The following is a 24,633-nucleotide window of genomic DNA, read 5'->3' as shown; positions in this document are numbered from 1 at the left end:
GGTTCAGAAGTTCGGCGTCGAGAGCATCGCCGCGACCTTGCGGTCGGGGTCCTCGAAGCCGCGCCGGCCGTGCATCACGCGCTTGTTGTCGATCATGACGATGTCGCCGGACTCCCACTGGAGGTCGACCCGCACCTCCTCGGTGGCGTCGAGCGCGTCCCAGCGGCAGTGCTGCGGGATGGACGAGCCGTCCTCGAAGGACACGAGCGCCCCGGAGCCCAGGTAGCTGTTGCACAGCGTGGGCGCGTCCACGTAGGGGGCCTGGGGGACCGCGGAGACGGTCCACTTCCAGTTGAGGTTGCCGGCCTCGTCGAAGTCGTACTCGAAGTCGTCGAAGGTGGCGAACAGCGCCTCCAGCTCGGCGCGGTCGGCCGTGCCGAACACGCGCTCCTGGTGCTCGGGGGCGGTCGGGAACGGCAGGCGCCAGGTCAGCCGCAGCTTGTCGAACAGCTCGCGGGTCTCCGGGGCGAGCCGCTTGTACGCCTCGACGCCGTCGTAGACCGTCGTCTCGCCGTCCTCGTCGGCCGGCCGCACGCAGTAGAACCACTGGAGGCCGGGGTGCAGCGGGCAGTAGCTCATCTCGGAGTGCGCCGGGATCGGGTTCCGGTGCGCGTCGACGAGGAGCACGGCGCCGTCGTCGGAGATCGTCTCCCGGTTGGGGTTCTGGTGGAAGAACAGCTTCGTCGAGAACTTCTGGACCAGCGCGCGGAAATCATCGGCGGTGGCGCCGAATCCACGGAACATCAGCGTGCCGTGCTGCTTGAAGAGTTCGGCGATCTCGGAGTGCGGGAGTTCGGCGAGGGGGAGATCTGCGCTTTCGATCACCAGACCGTGGTGGTCGGAAAGGGGAGAGGTTTTGAAGGGGGTTATCGCCATGAGAATTCCTACGGGAGAGAGAGGCCCTGACTTTTCATCACGACCGTGACGTTAGGCGGGCGTTCATACGGTGGGCAATATCGGGATCCTGGACTGATCCGGTCATTGCAGGGGCTGTCCAATTCCGTCCACGGGACGGGGTGCGCGGTGTCCCCGGAACAGGTGTCACGGCTTTCGGGGGCGTGTGCTCACGCCGTCCTGCCGCGACCATGGGAGGCCGATCGGTACCTCGGTACCTCCCCGTCCCGACCAGCGGAACGGCGGCGAACGGCAGTGGAAGGCAGGCGGTGGACGATGAGCTCGTGCCCCACGCCGTACGCGGCCGGCCACCGGATCGACCAGCCCCCGGTTCCCGTGCTCGGCCCGGCCGACTGCCACGTCTGGTGGGCGGATCCGGCCACGGTCACCGAGGCCTGCCTGGACCTGCTCGACGAGACCGAGCAGTCCCGGCTCCCGCAGCTGCGCCGCCTCGAGGACCGGCAGCGGTTCATCGCCGGCCGGGCCCTGCTGCGCACCGCGGCCGCGGGCTATCTCGGCCTGCCGCCCCAGTGGGTCGAGGTGGTCGCCCGCTGCCCCGACTGCTCCAGGAACCACGGGAAGCCCGAACTGCCGGGCACCGGGCTCCAGGTGTCGGTGTCCCACTCCGGCTCCCGGGTGGCGGTCGCCGTCACCCGCACGGGTCCCGTCGGGATCGACGTCGAGGAGATCAGCGCCTCCGTGGCCCCCGCGGAGCTGCTCCCCCACGTCCTCGGCCCCGCGGAGCCCCGTACCCCCGCCCACGCCACCATCGGCGGCTTCCACCGGATGTGGACCCGGAAGGAGGCGGTGCTCAAGGCCACGGGCCAGGGACTGCGGATACCGCTGTCCGAGGTCGGGGTGTCGGCTCCGGAGGAGGACCCGAGGGTGCTGTTCCTGGGCGGTCCCGCGGCCAGGCCCGCCGAGGACTTCGTCCTGGCCGACCTGGAGGCCGGTGCGGGCTGCGCGGCCGCGGTCGCCGTGATCGGCGGCGGACAGCCGGTCTTCACCGCCTACTCCCGGAGCACCCCCTCGGCCGCCGGGTTCAGTGCGGGGCCGCCGCCGGCTGCGGTGCCCGGGCGCTGAGCGGCCTCATGTCCGTCCACACCTGCTCGATGTGGTCGAGGCACTCCTGCCGCTCGCCGCTGAAGCCCTCCGGCTCCCAGCCGGCCGGCAGCTCGCGGTCGGCGGGCCAGAGCGAGTACTGCAGTTCGTGATTGCGGACCACGAGCTGGGTGCCGATGCCTTCGGTCGTCATGTCTCCACCTGCTGTCGTTGTCGGGGTTCGGGGTGCGCGGACGGTGCGCGCGGGATGGTCAGGGGATGGTCAGGGCGGCGCGGACCAGCTGCGCCTTGTTGTGCGCGCCGAGCTTGGAGCGGATGCGCTTCACGTACGTGTCGACCGTGTGCTGGCTGATGCCGATCCGCCGGGCGGCCTGGTCGTGGGTGCAGCCCTCGACGAGGTGCCCGAGCACCTCGCGCTCCCTCGGGGAGAGCGTGGCGACGCCCTGCCGTACGGGCGCCGGCCCGGGTGCCGCCACCCGCCGGATGGCGTCCACGAGCAGCAGGGGCGCGTCGTCGAGCGGAAGGGTGGCGCCCGTCCGCTCCGAGCCCGGCTCCGGTCCTCGGGTGAGGAGGACGGTGCGGGCGGCGGGGACGGCGGGCGGCAGCTCGCCGAGCAGGCCCCGGTCGAGCACGAGGCAGTCGACCGACCCGGGCGCCACCGCGAACGGCGTGCTCGCGGCGAACGCGACCTGGATGTCGGCCTCCGCGTCGAGCAGATAGCGGATGCCGAGCAGGGCGAGCTGGTTCTCGACGAAGATCCCGGCACGTGTCATGTCGTCGTCTCCCCGTCTTCGCCCGGTCCGGTCCGCTCCGGCTCCACAGGACCAATCTCCGCGATCGGAGCACCCACCGGAAGGCGACTCCGGTGGCCCGTTGGGGCCCTGGACAGAAAGGGACACCGGGGTACGGAAGCCGGGGCACGACGAAGGGACCGGCCCCTGAGGGCCGGCCCCTGAAACGGTCACGGCGGCGTCAGCGCTGGTCGGAGATCCAGCCGTTCTGCACGGCGCGGACGCCCGCCTCGAAGCGGCTGCGCGCCCCGAGCCGGGTCATCAGCTCGGAGGCCAGCCGCCGCGCGGTCCGCGGCGACACCCCGAGCCGCTTCGCGATGGTCTCGTCCGTGTGGCCCTCGGCCAGCAGGACGACGACGGTGGCCTGCTGGTCGGTGAGGCCCTGCTCGTCGGCCCTGCTCTCCTCGTTGAGCGGCCGGGCGTCGTTCCAGACGCTGTCGAACAGCGCGCACAGCGCGGTCAGCGTGCCCTGGCCGGTCAGGACCACGGCGCCCTCGGCGCTCTTGTCGCTGTTCACGGGGATGACGGCGGTCTTGCGGTCGAAGACGATCATCCGGGTCGGCAGGGTCGGCACGGTGCGCACCTCGCCGCCCAGCGTGGACAGCCAGCTCACGTACTGGAGGGTGTGCGGGCTGTTGCGGGCGCTGTTGAGGTAGACCGTCCGCATCCGGACACCCCGGTCGAAGAGCTCCTGGTTGAGCGGCTTCGCGGCCTCGATGTGCTCCGGCCGCTGGGGCCCGTCCGGGGCGAAGGTCATGACCTCCTCCCGGGTGTCCCGGCTGAGGGCGGCGAGCCCGTCGCGGATCTGGTCGATCCCGGTCAGCCGCTCGCTGTGCGGGCGGGTTTCGGCCGGCCGTATCTCCTCGTACTCCGCGATCAGCTGGGCCGCGGCCGCCCGGGATTCCTCCAGCCGTTTCTGGTGCGCCGCGAGCTCGGCCTGCTGGCGTGCCATGAGCATTTGGAGGCCGACCTCGGGCGACACCGGCCAGAGCGTGCCCTCCTGGTCATAGGAGGGACGCAGCAGCGCCAGTTCGCTCAGGGTGTCGAGACCGTGCCGGACCTGCTCGGGAGTGAGTTCAAGGCGCACGGCGAGGTCCGCCACACCCTCACGCGGCCGCGCCAGAAGGCCCCGGTAGACGGCCTCGGCAATGGAATCAAGTCCGAGCGACTTGAGCACGGCTCATCTCTCCCCCCGGAGATCTCACGGTTTAGTGGCTCCATCATCACATGGGGGGCCCGTTTTCTACAGAAGGCGGCCTGGACTGTACCGGCCATTGCCGGAATGGGACTTCTGTTCTTCTTCTTCCCGGTTCGTCCTTTGAGGAAAATGCCGGATGTGTATCTCGTTCATACCGAACTCCTCAACAGGAAGGCGGAGTTGTGCGTCCCTCAGAACCTCGCGGATCTCCTCCGTGACCTGGCGCTTCCCGGCGACGGCGTGGAGCACGTGGTGATCCACCCCCGTCCGGGCCACGGACTGACGGTGGGGGTCTATCTGCTCGCCGACCGACTCCGGGTCGCGGAGGAGACGGCGGCGCGGCTGTGCCTGCGCGCGGTCACCGAGATCGGTCCGCTTCCGGGGTGGCGGGTCGGCCGCTCGGAGGCGCCGCTGCTCGCGCCGTACGGCTTCGACGGATTCGTGGGCTGAGGCCCTGGACGCGGCCCGATGACCTGTTCGGTCCAGGGCCCGTTCCGTCCACCTGAAGTCCCTTCCGATGCTCTTTCGGCTTGGCGAAGCTTTGTCTCACCGAAGGAACACGACCCCCACCGATTCGTAAGGGACTCATACCTTGCTGCGCTTCCGTTCCGCCCGCTGGGCTGCAGTCATCCTCACGGCTCTCGCTCTCCTGGTCCCGGCTTTCGACGGGGCCGGCGACTCCGCCGACACCGTGGTCACCGCCGCCGCCCTGGACGACGTGATCTGGGGCTGACGCCCGCTCCGACGCCTCGCCGTCGGTCCACGGAACAGGACGCCGGGCGCCCCGGGGCGCCCGTCCAGAACGCCGAACGGCACCGAAGACAGAGTCTTCGGTGCCGTTTCGTCGTATGCACGGACCCCGTGGCCCGTTCAGGCCGTCCGCCGCTCGTGGCTCCGCCACAGGGCGAGCAGGACCGGAAAGTCGTCCAGGACCTCGCCCACGAGGACCGGCTCCCGCGCCGGGTGTCCCATACCGGCCTGCTCGCACTCCGCACAGAGGGCCATCCCGAGGCTCGCGACCCACGCCCCGCACGGGACACCGCAGGAGTCGCACTCCGCACGTCGCCGGCCCGCGACCATGCCCGCCCTCCCTGGATACGCCGTCAGCTCCCAGGAATCTTCCCCGTCGCATCGAAAACGAACGGGTGTTTTACGGCCACGTCCCGGCGGCCACGTCCGGCGACCACGTCCCGGCGCACCGGAATGCCACGGGCCGGATGGCACAGGCCGGAACGCCGCGGGCCGGATGGCACGGGCCGGAATGGCGCGGGCCGAAATGGCCGCGGGTCGGAACGCGCCCGTCCCGCCCCCCTCAGCGCGGGCGCTTCGACAGGTGGCGGTAGCCCGGGTGGACGCCCGGGGTGAGGCCCTGCTGCTCGGCGATCCGCCCGAGGAGCGCCGTCAGCCGGTCCCGGTCCTCCTCGTCGAGCGCCGCGAACAGGTCGTCCTCGTGCAGCGCGGCGACCTCGCGGACGCGTCCGAGCGCGCGGCGCCCGTCCTCGGAGAGGTGCAGCTCGTGGTGGCGGCGGTCCTCGGCGCTGCGGCGCCGCTCGACGAACCCCTTCTTCTCCAGGTTGTCGATGAGCGCGACGACCCGGCTCGGAACGACCCCGAGGTCGGTGGCGAGGGAGCGCTGACTCCGTCCCGGCTCCATGGCGATCATCCGCAGCAGGCCGACGTCCGGCGGGGCGAGGCCGAGCTCGCCGACGCGCTCGCCGAAGCGTCCCGCCGCGTGCGCCCCGAGCTGGGCGAGGAGGAACGCTCCGCCGCGCGGGGGCGGGGCGGACGCCGCCCCGGGATCTTCCACTGGTTGCCGGTCACTGCTCACGGAGTTATCGTACGCCACAAGAACGATTCTCCCCTGTGAACTATTCTCCTCACAGAACGGACAGGACCCGTGTCTGCAGAGACCCGCACCCGGCCCGCGGAAGCCCCTCGGAAGGAAGCCCAGGGAGGACCGCCGCCCGGCGTGCTCGCCGTGGTGTTCACCGGGCTGTTCCTGGCGGGGCTCGTGCTCAGCACCGTGCTCGCCGGCGGCGAGCCCTTCCCCTCGCCCTTCGGCGGGACGGGCGCGACCGCCGAGATCGTGGCCTGGTTCCGGGCCCACTCCGACGCCGTCCGGATCTCCGGCGCCCTCCAGTTCGCGGCCTCGGTCCCGCTGGCCGTCTACGCCGCCACGGTCTCGGCCCGGCTGCACCGGCTCGGCGTCCGCGCCCCCGGCGCGACCATCGCCCTGGCCGGGGGCCTCCTCGCCGCCGGATTCCTGGCCCTCTGCGGCCTGGTGAGCTGGACCCTCTCCCGTACGGAGGTGCTCGAACTCCCTTCGCTCGTCCGGGCCCTCCAGTACCTGGCCTTCGGGACCGGTGGCCCGGGCCACGTCGTGACGCTGGGCCTGCTCGTCGCCGGGATCGCGGTCCCCGGGCTCCTCGCCGGACTGCTGCCCCGCGCGCTCGCCGTGACCGGTCTCGTCCTGGCGGCGGTCGCCGAACTCTCCACCCTCACCCTGCTCTTCGACGGCGCCGCCCTGCTGCTGCCGCTGGCCCGCTTCACCTGCCTGGGCTGGCTGATCGCCGCCGGCTTCCTGCTGCCCCGTCGCCGCACCCGCAAGGAGCACTGACATGACCGAGAACCTTACGCACAAGCTCGTGCGCTTCCAGCAGCCCGAGAAGACCCTGCGCTACCTGGGCGAACTGCCCGACACCCGCCTCGCCGACCTCTTCGGCCTCGACACCGAGGCGTACCGGAAGCTGCTGAAGGACCTCGATGACCAGACCAGGGACACCGCGGCCCAGCTGCTCGATGACCCCGCCTTCGCCGAGCGGGCCGGCCGGCTGCCCTTCCGGCCGGGGCAGCGGATCGTCGCCCTCGGCGAGAGCACCACCGCCGACCGGCTCTCCTGGTTCTCGATCCTGCGCCACCTCCTCCCGGAGGGCGTCGAACTCGTCGACCTCGCCGTCTCCGGTTCCACCACCACGCAGGCCCTCGCCCTCCTGCCCCAGCTCGCCTTCCTGCGGCCCGACTGGATCCTGTGCATGCTCGGCGCGAACGACGCCCAGCGCCTGGGCCGCGGCGCGGAAGCGGCCGGCACCCGGCTGGTCAGCGAGGCGGAGACCGAGCGCAACCTCCTCGCCCTGCGGGACCTCTCCGGCCTCGGCCCCGACCGCTGGATCTGGCTCACCCCGAGCTCCGTGGACCAGGAACGGGCCGACGCCTACCCGCACTTCCGTCGCGCCGGGATCGGCTGGACGAGCGAGGACGTCGACACCGTCGCCGACTTCCTCCTCGGACGCCCGGAACTCACGGTCGACACCCGGCGGGCCACCGAAGGCCTCCACCTCGACGACGGCGTCCACCTCACCCTCGAAGGCCAGCGGGCCGTCACCGTCGCGCTCGTCGACTCGCTCGCGCGGGAGGCGTCATGAAGCTGATGCTCTTCGGCGTCACCGGCGGTACGGGCGCACAGCTCCTGGCCCAGGCCCTCGGCGCCGGCCACCAGGTGACCGCCGTCGCCCGCGACCCCGCCCGGGTCCCGGTCACGGACCCGGACGCGCCGCTGACCGTCCTGCCCGGCGACGCCCTCGCCCCCGAGACCTGGCGGCAGGCGGTCGCCGGCCACGACGCCGTCCTCTCCTGCCTCGGCAGCACCGACCGCAAGCACCCCACGACCGTCTACTCGCAGGGCACGCGGAACCTCGTCGAGGCCATGCGCGCCTCCGGCGTCGGCCGGCTGCTCTGCCTCTCCTCCGCGGGCCTGGAGATCACCCCGGAGGTGCCGCTGCCGCAGCGCCTCGTCACCCGGTACGTGATCCAGCGGCTCTACCGGCACGGTTACGCCGACATGGCCCGGATGGAGAGCCTCGTCCGCTCACCCGCCGCGGACGGCACCGCCTGGACGGTCGTCCGGCCCCCGATGCTGACCGACGGCCCGCTGACCGGCACCTACCGGACCGCCGAGAACGCCCGTCTGGAGCGGCCGAAGTCCCTCTCGCGCGCCGACCTCGCGCACTACCTGCTCACCCACGTCGACGACCGCCGCGCCCACCGGGCCGTCGTGGAGGTCGCGTACTGAAGGCACCGCCCCGAGAACCCGCGCACTCATATGTGCAGCTCCTCGCACGCCCGTGCGCCCGGTGGGGAAGAATGGTGCGGTGACCTCTCCCCGTTCCCCGCGCCCTTCCGCCCCGGTGGCCCGGCTGATCGCCACCGACCTCGACGGCACCCTGCTGCGCGACGACAAGTCCGTGTCCCCGCGCACGGTCGCCGCCCTCGCGGCGGCCGAGCAGGCCGGGATCGAGGTCTTCTTCGTCACCGGCCGCCCGGCCCGCTGGATGGACGTGGTCAGCGACCACGTCCACGGGCACGGGATGGCGATCTGCGCCAACGGCGCCGCCGTCGTCGACCTGCACGCGGGAGGCACCTTCCTGGAGGTCCGCCCCCTGGAGCGGCCGGTCGCGCTCGACGTCGTCCGCGCCCTGCGCGCCGCCGCGCCGGGGACCTCCTTCGCCGTGGAGCTCACCACCGGCATCCACTACGAGCCGCTGTACCCGCCCTTCTTCCTCGACCCCGGCGCCACCGTCGCCACCGCCGAGAAGCTCCTCTTCGAGGAGACGCCGGGCTCGGCGGCCCCGGTGCTGAAGCTGCTCGCGCAGCACCCCGAGCTCGACCCCGACGTGTTCCTCGCGCTCGCGCGGGAGGCCGCGGGCGACCTGGCCGCGTTCACCCGCTCCAGCCCGACCGCCCTCATCGAGATCAGCGCGCTCGGCGTCTCCAAGGCCTCCACCCTGGCCCTGTGCTGCGCCGAGCGCGGCATCGCGGCCGAGGAGGTCGTCGCCTTCGGCGACATGCCGAACGACATCGAGATGCTGAGCTGGGCCGGCCGCTCGTACGCGATGGGCAACGCCCACGCGGACGTCGTCGCCGCCGCCTCGGGCCGCACGGTGAGCAACAACGAGGACGGCGTGGCCGTCGTCATCGAACAGCTCGTCGCCGAGGCACTGGCCGCGGCGGAGCCCCAGGGCTGACGTCCGGAGCGGGGACCTTCCGGGCCTGAGGCCCGACGCTCGGACCGGCGGCCTCCCGGGCTTGAAGCCCGCCGCCCGGACCGGCGGCCTCCCGGGCCTGAAGCCCGACGCTCAGAGCGGTGCCTCCCAGACCACCGTCGTGCCACCGCCGTCCTCGCCCAGGCCCGGGTCGCACCAGCTCGCGCCGCCCAGCGACTCGGCCCGGCGGGCCAGGTTGCGCAGGCCGCTGCGCCGCCCGCCCGCCGGGATGCCGATGCCGTCGTCGGCGACCGAGAGGCGCACCCCGGCGGAGCCGTCGGGCAGGGTGACCCCGGCGTCGACGACGACCTCGATGCGGCTCGCCTCCGCGTGCCGGAACGCGTTGGACAGCGCCTCGCGCAGCGCGGCGATGAGGTTCTTCCCGGTGAGTTCCCCGACCGTCGAGTCGATCGCGCCGAGGAAGCGGTGCGCGGGCTTGAAGCCGAGCGGCACGGCCGCCATGTTGATCTCCCGCAGGACGCGGGTGCGCAGCCCCGACGGAGCCTCGGCGGGCCCCTGCTGGAGCGCGAAGATCGCCGTACGGATCTCCTGGATGGTCACGTCCAGTTCGTCCACGGCCTTGCCGACGCCCTCGCGCACGGCGGGAACGATCGACTTCCGCTGCGCGCTCTCCAGCATCATGCCGGTGGCGAAGAGCCGCTGGATGACCAGGTCGTGCAGGTCGCGGGCGATCCGGTCGCGGTCCTCGAAGACGGCGAGGCGCTCCCGGTCGCGCTGGGCGTCGGCCATCATCAGGGCGAGGGCGGCCTGCGAGGCGAACTGGGTGGCGAGCGTCCGCTCCATCTCCGTGAACTGCCGGGCGCCGCGCGCCCGTGGCGTGGCGAGCGCGCCGAGGACCCGCCCGCCGGACTGCAGCGGCAGGATCATGCTCGGTCCGTACGAGGACGTCAGCCGGCTCAGCATGCGCGGGTCCGTCGAGGCGTCGGCCACGAAGACGGCCTCGCCGTCCAGGAGTTCCTTCACGACGGCGCTCCCGGGCGGGACGACCATGCCCAGCGACTTCACGGGCCGGGGCGAGGAGACGGCGACGATCTCCAGGCCGCCCTCCTCGGCGGGCAGCAGCACGATCCCGGCGTCGGCGTCCGCGAGCCGGCGCGCCTGCTCGGCGACGACCGTGAGCGCGTCGTCCGCGTCGCCGCCGGAGAGCAGCGCGGTGGTGACGGCGACCGAGCCGTCGATCCACCGTTCGCGCTGCCGGGCCGCCTCGTACAGGCGGGCGTTGCCGATCGCGATGCCGGCCTCGGTGGCGAGGACCCGGACCATGTGCACGTCGTAGTCGTTGAACTCGCCGCCGCCGTGCTTCTCCGCGAGATAGAGGTTGCCGAAGATCTCGCCCTGGACCCGGATGGGGACGCCGAGGAAGCTCCGCATCGGCGGGTGTCCCGGCGGGAATCCCGCCGCGCGGGGATCGGCGGACAGATCGGCGAGGCGGATGGTCTGCGGGTCGCGGATCAGCGCGCCGAGGAGTCCCGCGTGCCCGTCGGGGCGGTGGCCGATGCGCCGGGCCACGTCCTCGTCGACGCCGAAGGTGACGAAGTCGGACAGCCCCTCGCCCTCGTCGTCGACGACGCCGATCGCCGCGTACCGCGCGTCGGCGAGCTCGGCGGCGGTCTCGCAGATCCGGTCGAGCGTGGAGTGGAGTTCGAGCCCGGTGCCGACGGAGCGCATGGCCTCCAGGAGCTGCGGCACGCGGGCGGTGAGCTCCGTGGACAGCCCCTGGAGGCTGCGGGTGGCCTGGGTGGCGACTTCCAGGGGGTCCGATGCGTCGGACGCGGCAGCGGTCATGGGCTTGAGCCTAGTAAGTCCTATTTGGCGAGAAAAGTCGGCTGGTCTGCGCCCCTCAGAAGCGCATCCGTCTGCCCCTCCTGCTCCAGCATCCGCCGCAGCGGGCCGTCCACCGCCGCGAGCTCGGCGTACGGGCCGCGCTGCACGGTCCGGCCCCCGTCGAGGACCACCACCTCGTCGACGGCGTCGAGTCCGTGCAGCCGGTGGGTGATGAGGACGGTCGTGCGGCCCTCGGTGGCCCGGAGCAGATCGTCGGTGAGCGCGTCGGCGGTGGTCAGGTCCAGGTGCTCGGCGGGTTCGTCGAGGACGAGGACCGGGAAGTCGGCGAGGAGGGCCCGGGCGAGCGCGAGCCGCTGCCGCTGGCCTCCGGAGAGCCGGGAGCCGTGCTCGCCGACGAGCGTGTCGAGTCCGGCGGGCAGGCCGTCGACCCAGTCGAGCAGCCGGGCCCGGCGCAGCGCCTCGCGCAGCTCCCCGTCGTCCGCGCCGACCTTGGCGAGCCGCAGGTTCTCGCGGACGGAGCTGTCGAAGAGGTGGGCGTCCTGGGCGCAGAGCCCGACGAGCCGCCGGACGGCGTCGCCGTCGAGCTCCCACGCGGGGACACCGCCGAGCCGATACGTGCCGTGCTCCACGTCCAGGAACCGCAGCAGCACCTGGGCGAGCGTGGTCTTGCCCGATCCCGAGGCGCCGACGACGGCGACCCGGCGCCCGGCCTCCAGGGTGAGCCCGAACCCGTCGAGCGCGAGCCGCTCCTGCCCGGCGTACCGGGCCGAGAGCCCGGACAGCTCCAGCGGGAACGGGCTCGCCGGGGGAGCGGCGGGCGTCCGCGGCTCCTGTACGGGGACGGGGGCGTCGAGCACCTCGAAGACCCGCTCGGCACTGCGCTTGACCCGCTGCCGGTACTGGACGGCGAGCGGCAGTCCGGTGACGGCCTCGAAGGCGGCGAGCGGCGTCAGGACGATCACGGCGAGGGCCACGCCGTCGAGCCGCCCGTCCCGCACGGCCTGGACGCCGACGAGCGCGGCGGCCGCGACCGTCAGGCCGCAGACGAGGGCCGAGAGCCCGGCGCCGAGCGCGGTGGCGGCGGCCTGCCGGGAGGCGATGGAGGTGAGGGCGCGGTCGGCGTCCCGGGCCCGCTCGATCCGGCCCCGGAGCGCACCGGAGACGGTCAGTTCGGCGCAGCCGCGCAGCAGATCGGCCACGGCGGTCGCGAGGGTGCCGCGCGCGGGGGCGAGCCGCCGCTCGGCCCGGCGGGCGAGGGCCCCGCCGGCGGCCGGCACGGCGACGCCGGCGACCAGCAGGCCGACGGCGAGGACGGCCCCGGCCTCGGGCAGCATCCAGGCGGTGAACCCGACGGAACCGACCCCCACGAGGAGTGCGGCGCCCACCGGGAGCAGCCAGCGCAGCCAGTAGTCCTGGAGCGCGTCGACGTCCTGCACGAGCCGCGCGAGGAGGTCACCGCGCCGGGTGCGGCCGAGGCCGGCCGGGGCGATCCGCTCAAGCCGCCGGTAGACGGAGACCCGCAGGTCGGCCAGCATCCGCAGGACGGCATCGTGCGAGACGAGCCGCTCGGCGTACCGGAAGACGGCCCGCCCGATGCCGAAGGCGCGCGTGGCGGTGACGGCCATCATCAGATAGAGCACGGGCGGCTGCTCGGAAGCCCGGGAGATGAGCCACCCGGACACCGCCATGAGCCCCACGGCCGACCCGAGCGCCAGACTCCCGAGCAACAAGGCCAGCGCAATCCGCCCCTTGAGCTCCCGGGCCTGGGCACGTACACGCGCCAGGGCCGCCGTACGACGTGTGGGCGTCGGCTCCGCACCGGTGGTGGGCGTGCGCTCCGCCCCGGGCGGGCACACCTCCCCGACGGACCCGTCGCTCACCGTCGCACCCGCACCCCCGGGACCCGCACCGACCCCGGCCCCTGCCCCTGCCCCGCCGACCGTCACCACCCGGTCCGCGACAGCGAGCAGCGCAGGCCGGTGCACCACGAGCAGCACCGTCCGCCCCGCCGCGAGGCGACGCACCGCCTCGACGACCCCCGCCTCGGTGACACCGTCCAACGCCGCGGTCGGCTCGTCGAGCAGCAGCACCGGTCGATCCGCCAGAAACGCCCGCGCCAGCGCAAGCCGCTGCCGCTGCCCGGCCGAAAGCCCCGCACCGTCCTCGCCGAGGACCGTCTCGATCCCCCGCGGCAGCCCCGCGACGAACCCGTCCGCCCCCGCGTCCCGCAGGGCCTCCCGTACCGCCGAGTCAGACGCGTCCGGCCGGGCGAGTCGTACGTTCTCGGCGACCGTCCCCGCGAAGAGGTACGGCCGCTGCGGCACCCAGGCGATCCGGGACCGCCACTCCTCAAGGTCCAGCGACCCCAGGTCGACGCCCCCGACCCGTACCGAACCGCCCTCCTGCGGCACCGCGAACCCGAGCACGACGTCGAGGAGCGTCGACTTCCCGGCCCCGCTCGGCCCGACCAGGGCCACCGTCTCGCCCGGCTCGACCGTCAGCGTCGCCGCGTCGAGCGAGGGCTCGGCGCGCCCCGCGTGCCGCACCGTCACCCGGTCCAGCTCGACCCGTACGGAGGCGGGCACCGCCCCCGTACCGGCACCCCGCACCGGTGCTTCCAGGACCTCGAAGATCTCCTCCGCCGCCGCGAGCCCCTCCGCCGCCGCGTGGTACTGCGCCCCCACCTGTCGCAGCGGGAGGTACGCCTCGGGCGCCAGGACCAGGATGACGAGCCCGGTGTACAGATCGAGCTCACCGTGGACGAGCCGCATGCCGATGGTCACGGCGACGAGCGCGACCGAGAGGGTCGAGAGCAGCTCCAGGGCGAAGGAGGAGATGAAGGCGATCCGCAGCGTGCGCATCGTCGCGACGCGGTACTCCGAGGTGATCGCCCGGATCGACTCGGCCTGGGCCTTCGCGCGGCCGAAGATCTTGAGGGTGGGAAGGCCGGCCACCACGTCCAGGAAGTGCCCGGAGAGCCGCGAGAGCAGCTTCCACTGACGGTCCATCCGGGCCTGGGTGTACCAGCCGATGAGGATCATGAAGACCGGGATGAGCGGCAGCGTGACCACGATGATCGCCGCCGAGACCCAGTCCTCGGTGACGATCCGGGCAAGCACCGCCACCGGCACGACCACCGCGAGACCCAGTTGCGGCAGATAGCGGGCGAAGTAGTCGTCGAGGGCGTCCACGCCCCGGGTGGCGAGGGCGATCAGCGAACCGGCCTTCTGGCCGCTCAGCCACCCCGGTCCGAGCGCGGCCGCGCGGCCGAGGAGCCGGCCGCGCAGCTCGGACTTGACCGCCGCGCTCGCCCGGTGGGCGGCGAGCTCGGTCAGCCAGGAGACCAGCCCCCGCGCCACCGCCACTCCGGCGAGCAGCAGCAGCGCGGTGGTCAGATCGGAAACCGACTGGGCCTTCTGGAAGGCCCCCACCACGATCTCGGCGATGAGCATCGCCTGGGCGATGACCAGCGCCGCTCCGACGAGGCCGAGCACGACCACCGCGACGAGGAAGAGACGGGTGGCCCTGGCGTACCGGAGCAGGCGCGGGTCGATCGGTTTCACGTGAAACATGCCCCTCTGGTGAGCGGTGGACGTCGGCCCTAGTGGGCTTCGGCGATGTGCTGCGTGCCGATGCGCTTGCGGAACACCCAGTAGGTCCAGCTCTGGTAGAGCAGCACCAGCGGGGTCGCGATGCCCGCGCACCAGGTCATGATCTTGAGCGTGTACGGGGTCGACGACGCGTTCGTCACGGTGAGGCTCCACTCGGGGTTGAGCGAAGACGGCATGACGTCCGGGAAGAGCGCCAGGAAGAGCATCGCCACGGCGGCGGCGACCGTCACTCCCGACAGCGCGAACGACCAGCCCTCGCGCCCCGCCCTGATGGCGGCGATCGCGCCGACCAGCGCCACCACGGCGACCAGCATCGCCGCGAGGCTCCAGCCGTTCCCCGTGTGGACCTGGGTCCAGATCAGGAAGCCCAGCGCGACCACCGCCGTGACCAGGCCCAGCCTGAACGCGAGCGCCCGCGCCCGCATCCGGATGTCCCCGACCGTCTTGAGCGAGGCGAACACCGCGCCGTGGAAGGTGAAGAGGGTCAGCGTGACCAGGCCGCCGAGGAGCGCGTACGGGTTGAGCAGGTCCCAGAAGTTGCCGACGTACTCCATGTCGCCGTCGATCTTCACGCCCCGGACGATGTTGCCGAAGGCCACGCCCCAGAGGAACGCGGGGATCAGCGAGGTCCAGAAGATCGCCTGCTCCCAGTTGCGCTGCCACTTCTCCTCGGGCCGCTTGGCCCGGTACTCGAAGGCGACGCCCCGGACGATCAGGCAGACCAGGATGATCAGAAGCGGCAGGTAGAAGCCGGAGAACAGCGTCGCGTACCACTCGGGGAACGCGGCGAAGGTCGCGCCGCCGGCGGTGAGCAGCCACACCTCGTTGCCGTCCCAGACGGGTCCGATGGTGTTGATGAGGACCCGCTTCTCGACCCGGTCACGGGCGAGCAGCTTGGTCAGGATGCCGACCCCGAAGTCGAATCCCTCGAGGAAGAAGTAGCCGGTCCAGAGGACGGCGATGATGACGAACCAGACGTCGTGGAGTTCCATGCCTCGATCTCCTGAGCCTCAGTACGAGAAGGCCATGGGCCGGTCGGGGTCACGGGAGTCCCCGCCGATCTTGGTGGGCGGGTTGAGGTCGTCCTCGGTGAGCTCCGGCGGGCCCGCCTTGACGTACTTGACGAGGAGCTTGACCTCGATGACGGCGAGGATCGCGTAGAGCGTGGTGAAGACGATCATCGAGGTGAGGACCTCGCCCTGGGAGGTTCCGGGGGAGACCGCGTCACGGGTGCGCAGCACGCCGTAGACGACCCAGGGCTGACGGCCCATCTCGGTGAAGATCCAGCCCCAGGAGTTGGCGATCAGCGGGAACGCCATCGTCCAGAGGGCGATGATCCAGTACCACTTGCCCAGGCGGGGGTTGAGCGCCTTCCGCCTGAACAGGACCAGATTCGGCACCTCGTCCTCACCGGTCCGCATCCCCGGCGCCAGCATGAACTTCTTCCGGGTCAGCCAGAGACCGACCACGCCGACGGCCAGCGAGGCCATGCCGAAGCCGATCATCCAGCGGAAGCCCCAGTAGGCGACGGGGATGTTGGGCCGGTAGTCGCCGGGCCCGAACTTCTCCTGCTCGGCCCTGTTCACGTCGTTGATGCCCGGGACGTACGAGCTGAAGTCGTCGTTCGCGAGGAAGGACAGCAGGCCCGGGATCTCTATGGCGACCGTGTTGTGGCCCTTCTCGACGTCGCCGTAGGCGAAGACGGAGAAGGGTGCGGGCGCCTGGCCGTCCCAGAGCGCCTCGGCGGCGGCCATCTTCATCGGCTGCTGCTTGAACATGACCTTGCCGAGCAGGTCGCCGCTGACGGCGGTGCCCATGCCGGCGATGATCAGCGTGATCAGGCCGAGCCGCAGCGAGGTCCGCATGACCGGGATGTGCTTCTTGCGGGCCAGGTGGAACGCGGAGATGCCCACCATGAACGCGCCGCCGACCAGGAACGCCGCCGTGATCGTGTGGAAGAACTGGGTGAGCGCGGTGTTCTGGGTGAGCACCTGCCAGAAGTCGGTGAGCTCCGCCCGGCCGCGCTCCTTGTTGATGCGGTAGCCCACGGGGTGCTGCATCCAGGAGTTGGCCGCCAGGATGAAGTACGCGGAGAGGATCGTGCCGATCGACACCATCCAGATGCAGGCGAGGTGGATCTTCTTCGGCAGCTTGTCCCAGCCGAAGATCCACAGACCGATGAAGGTCGACTCGAAGAAGAAGGCGATGAGCGCCTCGAAGGCGAGCGGGGCGCCGAAGATGTCGCCGACGAACCGGGAGTAGTCGGACCAGTTCATGCCGAACTGGAACTCCTGCACGATCCCCGTGACCACACCCATGGCGATGTTGATCAGGAAGAGCTTGCCCCAGAACTTCGTCGCCCTGAGGTACTTCTCCTTCTCCGTCCGCACCCAGGCGGTCTGGAGCCCGGCCGTGAGCGCGGCGAGGGAGATCGTCAGCGGGACGAAGAGGAAGTGGTAGACGGTGGTGATGCCGAACTGCCAGCGCGCCAGAGTCTCTGGCGCCAGAGCTAGGTCCACGACATCTTCTCCTTACATCGCGTGGTCACATCGGCAGTTTGCCCCTTTGATCCCACCCATTTCGGGAGGAACAAGGACACGCTTGTGAACGCGTTCACATTCACAAGCATTATGGCTCATACGAAATCCGTACCGTAGGGCGGGGTCCTGTACCGAAGGTCACACCTTCCCAAGGCCTTCAACATATTGTTGAATCCGGGCCATGACCCTTCGGATACGCATCTCCTGGCCGGCCGGACACACCACGGCCACCCTCGACGAAACCCCCACGAGCAAGGCGCTCGCGGGGGTTCTCCCGATCTCCTCCACCGCCCGGACCTGGGGCGAGGAGGTCTACTTCGACACTCCGGTCTCCGTCCCCGTCGAGGACGGCGCGCGCCAGGTCGTGGCCCCGGGCACCGTGGCCTTCTGGACGGACGGCGACGCGCTCGCCCTCCCCTACGGGCCCACCCCGATCTCCCGGGGCGACGAATGCCGGCTCGCCGGTCCCTGCAACCTCCTGGGCGCGCTCGACGGCGACCCGCGGATCCTGGCCACCGTCAGGGACGGCGACCCGATCCGCCTGGAGCTCGTCGGCGGCTGATCAGCCCTCCCCGAAGCTGATCGGCCTCCCCTGAAGCCGGTCAGCCGTCCTTGCGGAAGCCCTCCGCCGCCTTCAGGAACAGGTCGTTGGCCTCGCACTCACCGATCGTGACGCGCACGCCCTCGCCCGCGAACGGCCGCACCATCACGCCGTGCCGCTCGCACTCCGCCGCGAAGTCCATGGTCCGCTCGCCGAGCCGCAGCCAGACGAAGTTCGCCTGGGTGTCCGGCACGGTCCAGCCCTGGGACACGAGCCCCGCGTGGACCCGCTCGCGCTCCGCCACCAGCGAGCCGACACGCCCGAGCAGTTCGTCCTCGGCGCGCAGCGAGGCCACCGCCGCGTCCTGCGCCAGCTGGCTCACGCCGAACGGCACCGCCGTCTTGCGCAGCGCCGCCGCCACCGGCTCGTGGGCGACCGCGAAGCCGACCCGCAGCCCCGCCAGGCCGTACGCCTTGGAGAAGGTGCGCAGCACGGCGACGTTGGGCCGGTCGCGGTAGAGCTCGATGCCGTCCGGGATCTCGCGGTCGCGGACGAACTCCTTGTACGCCTCGTCGAGCACGACCAGGACGTCGGAGGGCACCCGGTCCAGGAACCGCTCCAGCTCCGCGCGGCGCACCGCGGTGCCCGTGGGGTTGTTGGGGTTGCAGACGAAGATCAGCCGGGTCCGGTCGGTGATCGCCTCGGCCATCGCGTCGAGGTCGTGCACCTCGCCCTCGGTCAGTGGCACCTGCACGGAGGTGGCCCCGCTGATCTGCGTGATGATCGGGTACGCCTCGAAGGAGCGCCAGGCGTAGATCACCTCGTCGCCCGGGCCCGAGGTGGCCTGGAGCAGCGACTGCGCGACGCCGACCGAGCCGGTGCCGGTGGCGATGTGGGAGACGGGCACGCCGAAGCGGTTCGCCAGCTCCTCCGTCAGGCCGGTGCAGGCCATGTCGGGGTAGCGGTTGAAGTTCGCGGCGGCGGCCAGCGTGGTCTCCATGACCCCCGGCAGCGGCGGGTAGGGGTTCTCGTTGGAGGACAGCTTGAAGGCCACGGGACCGCCCGCGGCGGCCGGCTTGCCCGGCTTGTAGGTGGGGACGCCGTCCAGCTCGGCGCGCAGCTTGGGGCTGCCGGTGCTCTTCCCGCTGGTCTCGCTCACAGTGTGGCCTCCTCGACCGTCCGTACCGCCAATACTCCTCACCTTAAGAGGATTCGCGCCCTCTGCGAATGGGCCGCGGACAACAGGAGGGACACGCTGTGGATACGGCCCCGCTCGCGGCCGGGTCGTGGGGGAGCGCGCGGTCGGGTGGCGTGCGCCGGTGGCGGGCGCCGTGGCGCGCATCCCCCGTAGAGGTGAGTTGAGACCTCTTCGAGACCTCGCCCCCTCGCCAGGCCTACGCCGTTCGATGGCCATGGATCACACGCGAATGACCCTAACTACCTTTGATTTCCTGCCTCTTGAGCCTTTTCGATCATGCAGAAACGTGCCTGTCAACGCCTGCATATGCGGCCGTCCCGACAGCCCCTCATCGCCCTACTATCGGCTCGCCATGACAGCAGCAGGGAAGCACCAGGTGAGCCGGGCACAGACCCGGGGAAGCCGGCAGGGCCGGGCAGGCATCCGGGACGTGGCCGCCGCCGCCGGGGTCTCCATCACGACTGTCTCCGACGCGCTCAACGGCAAGGGCCGACTCCCGGACGCCACCCGCCGCCACGTCCGCGAGGTCGCCGACAGGCTGGGCTACCGCCCATCCGCGGCGGCCCGCACGCTCCGTACCGGCAAGTCGGGACTCATCGGCCTGACCGTGACCACGTACGGGGATGAACCTTTCACCTTCACCGAATTCGCGTACTTCGCGGAGATGGCCAGAGCAGCCACATCGGCGGCACTCGCCCGGGGCTACGCCCTGGTCATCCTCCCCGCCACCTCCCGCCATGACGTCTGGTCGAACGTCGCCCTCGACGGCACCGTCGTCATCGACCCCTCCGACCACGACCCGGTCGTCACCGAACTGGTCCGCCAGGGCCTGCCCGTCGTCTCCGACGGACGCCCTGCCGGCACCCTTCCGGTCACCGCCTGGGTCGACAACGACCACGAAGCCGCCGTCCTCGACCTGCTCGACCACCTCGCCGACGCCGGCGCCCGCCGGATCGGCCTCCTCACCGGAACCACCACCGACACGTACACCCGCCTGTCCACCACCGCGTACCTCAACTGGTGCGAACGGGTCGGCCAGGACCCCGTCTACGAGGCCTACCCGGCGCACGACCCGTGCGCGGGCGCCGTCGCGGCCGACCGGCTGCTCGCCCGCCCGGACCGGCCCGACGCCGTGTACGGCCTCTTCGACCCCAACGGAACCGACCTCCTCGCGGCCGCCCGCCGCTACGGACTGCGCGTCCCGGACGACCTGCTGCTGGTCTGCTGCAGCGAGTCGACCGTCTACGCCACCACCGAACCGCCCATCACGACCCTCTCACTCAAACCGCGCCGGATCGGCACGGCCGTCGTCCAGCTCCTCATCGACGCCATCGAGGGGATCGACGCCGACGGACCGGTCGAGCAGGTGATACCGACCGAACTGATCGTCCGCACGTCCTCGCAGCGGCGTCCGCCCCGCACCACGGTCAGCCCGCCGCGCTCACCCGCCAAGGACTGACCCGCCGCCGTCCGACCCGCCGTCCCCGCCCCTGCCCGTGGGCAGGGACGGCGAAACCGTCACCGCACCTGCCTCGACCCTGGACTAGACCTTCTCAATTCGGGCGAAACAACCGGTGAACCCGGAGTGGACCCGGATTCACCACCCCTGGTGCGTCACACGGAAGGGCCCTCATTCCTATGATGGGCGGACGACACCGCGGACCACTCCGACCAGGCCGGTCCGCGATGTGCAGGGCATCGCGACGGTGTGGAGGGGTCGATGACTCAGGGGGCCGGTCAGGAGCCCGTGGTGCGCACGGCGACATTGCGCGACTTCCGCGTACCTCCGTACGCGCGCGTACCCGTGCAGGGCCACGCCGCCGAACCGCCGGCCCCGGAGGACCCGCCGGTACCGCCGAGGGCGGAGTACGCCCCCGTCGAACACGTGTCGCCCACGGAGCTCGGGTCCCCCGCCGAACACCCGGTGCTCGCCACGCCCCTGGCACGTGTCGAGCACCGATCTCCCGGTGCGCCCCTGGCAGTTGCCGCCCACCCGGCATCCGCCGAGCACCTCCCCCCGGTCGCCCCCTCGCCGGTCGAGGCCGTCCGCGTGCCGGCCCCACCGGCCGAGGCCCCGCCGGTCCAGGCCCCGTCGGCCGAGGCCGCCCCGCGCGAGGCCCTCGCGGCCGAGGCCTTCCCGGCAGCGCCCCTCGCCGCACCGCAGGCAGCCGCACCGCAGGCCCCCGCACCGCTCCAGGCCGCCGCGCCCCAGGCACCGGCACCTGCTCCCGCGCCGCAGGCCCCCGCCCCCATGCCCGCCGACCCGACGATCCTCCTCGGTCAGCGTCTCGCCCCCGCCTACACCACCGCCACCACCGGGGTGTCGTCGATCGTCTCCGTCGCCACCGGGCACCCCGGCAACGCCTTCCCCGAGGGCGAGCCGCCCGAGGGGTACACGCCGACCGAGCGCGACCTCCCGGTCATCAAGCGCGGCGACACCGTCCAGGTCCCCGTCACCCCCGAACCGGCCCCCGCCCCGGAGCCCGGGAACGGCGACGGACCCGGCCCGCTGTACGTCGTCGGCGACGTCCACGGCTACCTCGACGAGCTCCTCGCCGCCCTCCACGCCCAGGGCCTCATCGACGAGAACGGCGGCTGGGCCGCGGGGAACGCCCGGCTCTGGTTCCTCGGCGACTTCACCGACCGCGGCCCCGACGGCATCGGCGTCATCGACCTCGTCATGCGCCTCTCCGCCGAGGCCGCCGCCGCGGGCGGCTACTGCAAGGCCCTCATGGGCAACCACGAGCTGCTGCTGATCGGCGCCAAGCGCTTCGGCGACACCCCCGTCAACTCCGGCGCGGGCACCGCCACCTTCCAGGCCGCCTGGCTGCTCAACGGCGGCCAGAAGCACGACATGGACCGGCTCCAGGACGTCCACCTCCAGTGGATGTCCCGGCTCGACGCCGTCGTGAGCGAGGACGACCACCTCCTCCTGCACTCGGACACCACCGCGTACCTCGAGTACGGCCAGACGATCGCGGACGTCAACGACACGGTCCACGAGATCCTCAACCGGAACGACGCCGACGAGGTCTGGGACCTCTTCCGGAAGTTCACCAAGCGCTTCGCGTTCCGCGACGACGGCGGCCCGCAGGCCGTCCAGGAGCTGCTCTCCACGTACGGCGGCAGCCGGATCGTGCACGGCCACAGCCCCATCCCGTACCTCCTCGGCCAGGTCGGCACGGAGGACGGCGAGGACGGCGCGGGCCCGGTCGTGGACGGACCGCACGTGTACGCGGACGGGCTCGCGATCGCCATGGACGGTGGAGTGACCATGGCCGGAAAGCTACTGGTCGTCCAACTCCCCCTGAACGGCTGACGCATAACCCTGCGCATCCGGGGAAGTCGATTTCCGGAAACACCCTGTCAGGCCGTGGCGTCACCGCAATACCATCGGGTCATCCGTAGCAGGCTCTCCTCCGTTTCCGCCCGGCCGAGCGTTTCCGACGGCTGATCCTGGCGGCCCACGGAGCATCGGGGGATGCACATGAACGTGGCTCCGCACCTGCTGACCGAGGACCGCGCCGAGTACGAGCGGCTTCTCGACGACGCACTGAGCACCGCCCACGCACGTCCGGAACTCGCCGGAGTCGGAACGAGGCTGACGGTCGCTCAGCTGCGTTCCATGACGATGAACGCGACAGCGCTCGTCACCACCGCCGCGGCGAGCGAGTACGACCACTTCGTGAAGGTCCGCGAGCAGAACCGGGCCGCCCTCGGGGCCCGGCCCCCCCGAGCGGAACCCGGCGCGGGCGCCGGTGTCGTCGCCATCGTCAACGTGATGGTGCCCGTCCTCGCGGGCACGGCCGCCGCGATATTCCTGCTGGTCGGAGGCGTTCTGCACGCCCTCGCCCCGAGCGTGGTGTTCGGCGGGACGCTGCTGACGGCAGGCCTCGTCTTCGCCGCCCTGGCCGCGGCCGGCCTGCTGTCCGCGGGCGTCGGCCTCCTCGTGACCGCCCTCCGCAACGCACCCGCCGAGGCCCCGCCCCTCGACGACGAACTCACCCGCGCCCGCGAGGCCTGGCGCCACGCCCTCCTGGAGCGCGGCATCGTCCCCTTCCTCCGCGACGCCCTCGCCGCCGCGGCACCCCCGGACGCGCTCGGCTAGCGCCGTACGTTCCGGGGGACACCGCGAGGTCGGAGGATCAGTCCGCCAGCGGCAGGTAGAGCCGGTTGCCCTGCGCGGCGAACTCGGCCGACTTGGCCAGCATCCCCGCCCGGGCCTCTTCCTCGTCGGCCTGCGGGTCGTCGCCGCCGAACTGCTCGGTGATGCTCCGGCTGATCTTCATCGAGCAGAACTTCGGACCGCACATCGAACAGAAGTGCGCGGTCTTCGCGGGCTCCGCCGGCAGCGTCTCGTCGTGGAACTCGCGGGCCGTGACCGGGTCCATGGCCAGGTTGAACTGGTCCTCCCAGCGGAACTCGAACCGCGCGTCCGAGAGCGCGTCGTCCCACTCCTGCGCGCCCGGGTGCCCCTTGGCGAGGTCCGCCGCGTGCGCCGCGATCTTGTACGTGATGACGCCCGTCTTCACGTCGTCCTTGTTCGGCAGGCCCAGGTGCTCCTTGGGCGTCACGTAGCAGAGCATCGCCGTGCCCCACCAGGCGATCATCGCGGCACCGATGCCCGAGGTGATGTGGTCGTACGCGGGCGCGACGTCCGTGGTCAGCGGGCCGAGCGTGTAGAACGGCGCCTCCTCGCAGATCTCCTGCTGGAGGTCGATGTTCTCCTTGATCTTGTGCATCGGGACGTGTCCCGGGCCCTCGATCATCGTCTGCACGTCGTGCCGCTTGGCGATCGTGTTCAGCTCGCCGAGCGTGCGCAGCTCCGCGAACTGCGCCTCGTCGTTGGCGTCCGCGATCGAGCCGGGACGCAGACCGTCGCCGAGCGAGTACGTGACGTCGTACGCCGCGAGGATCTCGCAGAGCTCCTCGAAGTTCGTGTAGAGGAAGTTCTCCTGGTGGTGCGCGAGACACCAGGCGGCCATGATCGAGCCGCCGCGCGAGACGATGCCGGTCTTGCGGCGCGCGGTGAGCGGCACGTACGGCAGGAGCACGCCGGCGTGCACGGTCATGTAGTCGACGCCCTGCTCGGCCTGCTCGATGACCGTGTCCTTGTAGATCTCCCAGGTCAGCTCCTCGGCCTTGCCGTCGACCTTCTCCAGTGCCTGGTAGAGCGGCACGGTGCCGATCGGCACGGGGGAGTTGCGCAGCACCCACTCGCGGGTGGTGTGGATGTTGCGGCCGGTGGACAGGTCCATGACCGTGTCGGCGCCCCACTTGGTCGCCCAGGTCATCTTCTCCACCTCCTCCTCGATGGAGGAGGTCACGGCGGAGTTGCCGATGTTGGCGTTGACCTTCACCAGGAACCGCTTGCCGATGATCATCGGCTCGATCTCCGGGTGGTTCACGTTCGCCGGCAGCACGGCGCGGCCCGCGGCGATCTCCTCCCGTACGACCTCGGGGGAGACGTTCTCGCGGATCGCGACGTACTCCATCTCCGGGGTGATCTCGCCCCGGCGGGCGTACGCGAGCTGGGTCACGGCCTGGCCGGTGCGGCCGCGGCGCGGCAGCCGGGGGCGGCCGGGGAAGACGGCGTCGAGGTTCTTCAGCCCACCGCCGCGCGGCGAGGTGTGCTTGATGCCGTCGTCCTCGGGGCGGACCGGGCGGCCCGCGTACTCCTCGGTGTCGCCGCGCGCGATGATCCAGTTCTCGCGCAGCGGCGGAAGGCCCCGCCGGACGTCGGTGTCGATGGCGGGGTCGGTGTACGGGCCGGACGTGTCGTACAGCGTCACGTCCTTGCCGTTGGTGAGGTGCACCTGGCGGACGGGCACCCGGAGGTCGGGGCGGGAGCCCTGGACGTACCCCTTGTGCCAGCCCGGCGTGCGCTCGCCCTGGCCGTCGTTCTGGTCGGAGGCAGGCGTGCGTGCATCCTGAATGGTCATGAGACCGAATC

21 protein-coding genes and 1 pseudogene are annotated in these 24,633 nt (G+C 71.8%); 11 read left to right on the top strand and 11 right to left on the bottom strand.

Annotated elements, in window-relative coordinates; genetic code table 11:
• Positions 1-3: 3 nt before the first annotated feature.
• On the bottom strand, positions 4-825 hold the full coding sequence (locus GGE06_RS16600; RefSeq protein WP_181924571.1) for a TauD/TfdA family dioxygenase: 822 nt from the start codon (positions 823-825) through the stop codon (positions 4-6).
• 345 nt (positions 826-1,170) lie between these two features.
• Here GGE06_RS16600 and GGE06_RS16595 point away from each other — a divergent pair, with 345 nt between their 5' ends.
• Positions 1,171-1,977 (top strand): 4'-phosphopantetheinyl transferase family protein, encoded by an 807-nt coding sequence (locus tag GGE06_RS16595; protein WP_116159931.1) that lies wholly within the window; start codon positions 1,171-1,173, stop codon positions 1,975-1,977.
• Here the strand turns inward: GGE06_RS16595 and GGE06_RS16590 are convergent.
• The 3 genes from GGE06_RS16590 to GGE06_RS16580 form a co-directional block, all read right to left on the bottom strand.
• Complete coding sequence (locus GGE06_RS16590) at positions 1,937-2,149, bottom strand: MbtH family protein (RefSeq protein WP_116159932.1); 213 nt, start codon at positions 2,147-2,149, stop codon at positions 1,937-1,939. The two genes, GGE06_RS16595 and GGE06_RS16590, sit on opposite strands and share 41 nt — an antisense overlap.
• A gap of 58 nt (positions 2,150-2,207) precedes the next feature.
• On the bottom strand, positions 2,208-2,729 hold the full coding sequence (locus GGE06_RS16585; protein WP_246532585.1) for a helix-turn-helix transcriptional regulator: 522 nt from the start codon (positions 2,727-2,729) through the stop codon (positions 2,208-2,210).
• A gap of 199 nt (positions 2,730-2,928) precedes the next feature.
• Complete coding sequence (locus GGE06_RS16580) at positions 2,929-3,924, bottom strand: helix-turn-helix transcriptional regulator (RefSeq protein ID WP_116159933.1); 996 nt, start codon at positions 3,922-3,924, stop codon at positions 2,929-2,931.
• Positions 3,925-4,083: 159 nt separating this feature from the next.
• On the opposite strand from GGE06_RS16580, the gene GGE06_RS43740 reads away from it, so the two are divergent.
• Together GGE06_RS43740 and GGE06_RS16570 are read left to right on the top strand one after the other, a co-directional pair.
• A complete protein-coding gene (locus GGE06_RS43740; RefSeq protein ID WP_147321082.1) occupies positions 4,084-4,395 on the top strand; it encodes a hypothetical protein in 312 nt (103 codons plus the stop codon).
• 142 nt (positions 4,396-4,537) lie between these two features.
• Positions 4,538-4,678: a hypothetical protein gene (locus GGE06_RS16570; RefSeq protein ID WP_181924572.1), complete on the top strand. Its 141-nt coding sequence runs from the start codon at positions 4,538-4,540 to the stop codon at positions 4,676-4,678.
• A 579-nt stretch (positions 4,679-5,257) separates the two neighbouring features.
• On the opposite strand, the gene GGE06_RS43425 is transcribed toward GGE06_RS16570, so the two are convergent.
• Positions 5,258-5,773 carry a MarR family winged helix-turn-helix transcriptional regulator gene (locus GGE06_RS43425; RefSeq protein ID WP_116159936.1) on the bottom strand — a complete coding sequence of 172 codons (516 nt, stop codon included), beginning with the start codon at positions 5,771-5,773 and terminating at the stop codon, positions 5,258-5,260.
• A gap of 69 nt (positions 5,774-5,842) precedes the next feature.
• On the opposite strand from GGE06_RS43425, the gene GGE06_RS16560 reads away from it, so the two are divergent.
• The 4 genes from GGE06_RS16560 (at position 5,843) to GGE06_RS16545 (ending at position 8,966) form a co-directional block, all read left to right on the top strand.
• Positions 5,843-6,562: a hypothetical protein gene (locus GGE06_RS16560; RefSeq protein ID WP_312883161.1), complete on the top strand. Its 720-nt coding sequence runs from the start codon at positions 5,843-5,845 to the stop codon at positions 6,560-6,562.
• A 1-nt stretch (position 6,563) separates the two neighbouring features.
• A complete protein-coding gene (locus GGE06_RS16555) occupies positions 6,564-7,367 on the top strand; it encodes an SGNH/GDSL hydrolase family protein (RefSeq protein WP_184931140.1) in 804 nt (267 codons plus the stop codon).
• Positions 7,364-8,014, top strand: a complete 651-nt coding sequence (locus GGE06_RS16550; protein WP_116159938.1) for an NAD(P)-dependent oxidoreductase — start codon at positions 7,364-7,366, stop codon at positions 8,012-8,014. The genes GGE06_RS16555 and GGE06_RS16550 overlap by 4 nt, the downstream gene beginning before the upstream one ends.
• A gap of 79 nt (positions 8,015-8,093) precedes the next feature.
• Positions 8,094-8,966, top strand: a complete 873-nt coding sequence (locus GGE06_RS16545; RefSeq protein WP_184931139.1) for a Cof-type HAD-IIB family hydrolase — start codon at positions 8,094-8,096, stop codon at positions 8,964-8,966.
• Positions 8,967-9,077: 111 nt separating this feature from the next.
• On the opposite strand, the gene GGE06_RS16540 is transcribed toward GGE06_RS16545, so the two are convergent.
• From GGE06_RS16540 to GGE06_RS16525, 4 genes are read right to left on the bottom strand one after another with little or no spacing between them, the layout of a single operon-like run.
• Positions 9,078-10,790 (bottom strand): sensor histidine kinase, encoded by a 1,713-nt coding sequence (locus tag GGE06_RS16540; RefSeq protein WP_116159940.1) that lies wholly within the window; start codon positions 10,788-10,790, stop codon positions 9,078-9,080.
• Positions 10,791-10,810: 20 nt separating this feature from the next.
• Entirely contained in the window at positions 10,811-14,362 is a 3,552-nt protein-coding gene (cydD, locus tag GGE06_RS16535; RefSeq protein WP_184931138.1) for a thiol reductant ABC exporter subunit CydD, read from the bottom strand.
• A gap of 29 nt (positions 14,363-14,391) precedes the next feature.
• Positions 14,392-15,393 carry a cytochrome d ubiquinol oxidase subunit II gene (gene cydB, locus GGE06_RS16530; RefSeq protein WP_184931137.1) on the bottom strand — a complete coding sequence of 334 codons (1,002 nt, stop codon included), beginning with the start codon at positions 15,391-15,393 and terminating at the stop codon, positions 14,392-14,394.
• A gap of 18 nt (positions 15,394-15,411) precedes the next feature.
• Positions 15,412-16,920, bottom strand: coding sequence for a cytochrome ubiquinol oxidase subunit I (locus tag GGE06_RS16525; RefSeq protein WP_184931136.1), 1,509 nt, complete (start codon positions 16,918-16,920; stop codon positions 15,412-15,414).
• A 202-nt stretch (positions 16,921-17,122) separates the two neighbouring features.
• Here GGE06_RS16525 and GGE06_RS16520 point away from each other — a divergent pair, with 202 nt between their 5' ends.
• Positions 17,123-17,503: a cyclophilin-like fold protein gene (locus tag GGE06_RS16520; protein ID WP_116159944.1), complete on the top strand. Its 381-nt coding sequence runs from the start codon at positions 17,123-17,125 to the stop codon at positions 17,501-17,503.
• A gap of 40 nt (positions 17,504-17,543) precedes the next feature.
• Here the strand turns inward: GGE06_RS16520 and hisC are convergent, their stop codons facing one another.
• Positions 17,544-18,641: a histidinol-phosphate transaminase gene (hisC, locus tag GGE06_RS16515; protein ID WP_116159945.1), complete on the bottom strand. Its 1,098-nt coding sequence runs from the start codon at positions 18,639-18,641 to the stop codon at positions 17,544-17,546.
• Positions 18,642-19,032: 391 nt separating this feature from the next.
• Between hisC and GGE06_RS16510 the strand changes: the two genes are divergently transcribed.
• The 3 genes and pseudogenes from GGE06_RS16510 to GGE06_RS16495 all read left to right on the top strand — a co-directional run bounded on the left by GGE06_RS16510 (position 19,033) and on the right by GGE06_RS16495 (position 22,788).
• Positions 19,033-20,139, top strand: coding sequence for a LacI family DNA-binding transcriptional regulator (locus tag GGE06_RS16510; protein ID WP_116159946.1), 1,107 nt, complete (start codon positions 19,033-19,035; stop codon positions 20,137-20,139).
• Positions 20,140-20,902: 763 nt separating this feature from the next.
• Positions 20,903-21,999, top strand: a pseudogene (locus GGE06_RS16500) (metallophosphoesterase).
• 162 nt (positions 22,000-22,161) lie between these two features.
• Complete coding sequence (locus tag GGE06_RS16495; RefSeq protein ID WP_116159948.1) at positions 22,162-22,788, top strand: hypothetical protein; 627 nt, start codon at positions 22,162-22,164, stop codon at positions 22,786-22,788.
• 37 nt (positions 22,789-22,825) lie between these two features.
• On the opposite strand, the gene thiC is transcribed toward GGE06_RS16495, so the two are convergent.
• Positions 22,826-24,622 (bottom strand): phosphomethylpyrimidine synthase ThiC, encoded by a 1,797-nt coding sequence (gene thiC, locus GGE06_RS16490; RefSeq protein ID WP_116165419.1) that lies wholly within the window; start codon positions 24,620-24,622, stop codon positions 22,826-22,828.
• Positions 24,623-24,633: the final 11 nt, after the last annotated feature.

It is taken from the genome of Streptomyces nymphaeiformis (genome assembly GCF_014203895.1).
In the GTDB taxonomy this organism is placed as follows: Bacteria; Actinomycetota; Actinomycetes; order Streptomycetales; family Streptomycetaceae; genus Streptomyces; species Streptomyces nymphaeiformis.
The sequence above is the reverse complement of the archived record's forward strand: the minus strand, read 5'-3'. Positions and strand labels throughout refer to the sequence as shown.

Excerpts from the sequence above, each read along its gene's own strand:
- GGE06_RS16595 (WP_116159931.1), top strand. The coding sequence starts at position 1,171 with ATGAGCTCGTGCCCCACGCCGTACGCGGCCGGCCACCGGATCGACCAG.
- GGE06_RS16590 (WP_116159932.1), bottom strand. The coding sequence starts at position 2,149 with ATGACGACCGAAGGCATCGGCACCCAGCTCGTGGTCCGCAATCACGAA.
- GGE06_RS16585 (WP_246532585.1), bottom strand. The coding sequence starts at position 2,729 with ATGACACGTGCCGGGATCTTCGTCGAGAACCAGCTCGCCCTGCTCGGC.
- GGE06_RS16555 (WP_184931140.1), top strand. The coding sequence starts at position 6,564 with ATGACCGAGAACCTTACGCACAAGCTCGTGCGCTTCCAGCAGCCCGAG.
- GGE06_RS16550 (WP_116159938.1), top strand. The coding sequence starts at position 7,364 with ATGAAGCTGATGCTCTTCGGCGTCACCGGCGGTACGGGCGCACAGCTC.
- GGE06_RS16540 (WP_116159940.1), bottom strand. The coding sequence starts at position 10,790 with ATGACCGCTGCCGCGTCCGACGCATCGGACCCCCTGGAAGTCGCCACC.
- cydD (WP_184931138.1), bottom strand. The coding sequence starts at position 14,362 with ATGTTTCACGTGAAACCGATCGACCCGCGCCTGCTCCGGTACGCCAGG.
- cydB (WP_184931137.1), bottom strand. The coding sequence starts at position 15,393 with ATGGAACTCCACGACGTCTGGTTCGTCATCATCGCCGTCCTCTGGACC.
- GGE06_RS16520 (WP_116159944.1), top strand. The coding sequence starts at position 17,123 with ATGACCCTTCGGATACGCATCTCCTGGCCGGCCGGACACACCACGGCC.
- GGE06_RS16510 (WP_116159946.1), top strand. The coding sequence starts at position 19,033 with ATGACAGCAGCAGGGAAGCACCAGGTGAGCCGGGCACAGACCCGGGGA.
- GGE06_RS16495 (WP_116159948.1), top strand. The coding sequence starts at position 22,162 with ATGCACATGAACGTGGCTCCGCACCTGCTGACCGAGGACCGCGCCGAG.
- thiC (WP_116165419.1), bottom strand. The coding sequence starts at position 24,622 with ATGACCATTCAGGATGCACGCACGCCTGCCTCCGACCAGAACGACGGC.